General features: G+C 60.5%; 1 pseudogene. It reads left to right on the top strand.

What is annotated here, in order from left to right:
- Positions 1–179 precede the first annotated feature (179 nt).
- Positions 180–304, top strand: a pseudogene (locus tag A3764_RS24935) (acetylornithine deacetylase); the annotation flags it as partial.

Genomic DNA, 304 nt, shown 5'->3' with positions numbered 1-304 from the left:
GCTGATGAAAGCCGTTCCCATCGCCGATCCGCGCCAGCGCAAGGCGGAAAAGGACCTGAACTTCAAACCCATCCCGTCGCCCATCCACCCCGTCGACTACGAACCCGAACCTTCCGTCTACACCGAGGTCGAGCCGGGCCATTTCGTGCTCAAGACCGACAGCGGCTATTGAGGACCCCATGAGCGAGCGCCTTACCCCCCTTGAGCTGATGACCAAGCTCATCAGCTTTCCCACGGTCAGCCGCGATACCAATATCCCGCTCATCGACTGGGTGGCCGATTATCTCGACAGCCACGGGATCGA

The sequence above is a fragment of the Sulfitobacter sp. HI0129 genome (assembly GCF_001635395.1).
Lineage (GTDB): Bacteria > Pseudomonadota > Alphaproteobacteria > Rhodobacterales > Rhodobacteraceae > Sulfitobacter.
Note: the sequence above shows the minus strand (reverse complement) of the source record. Positions and strands in the feature narration are given on the sequence as shown.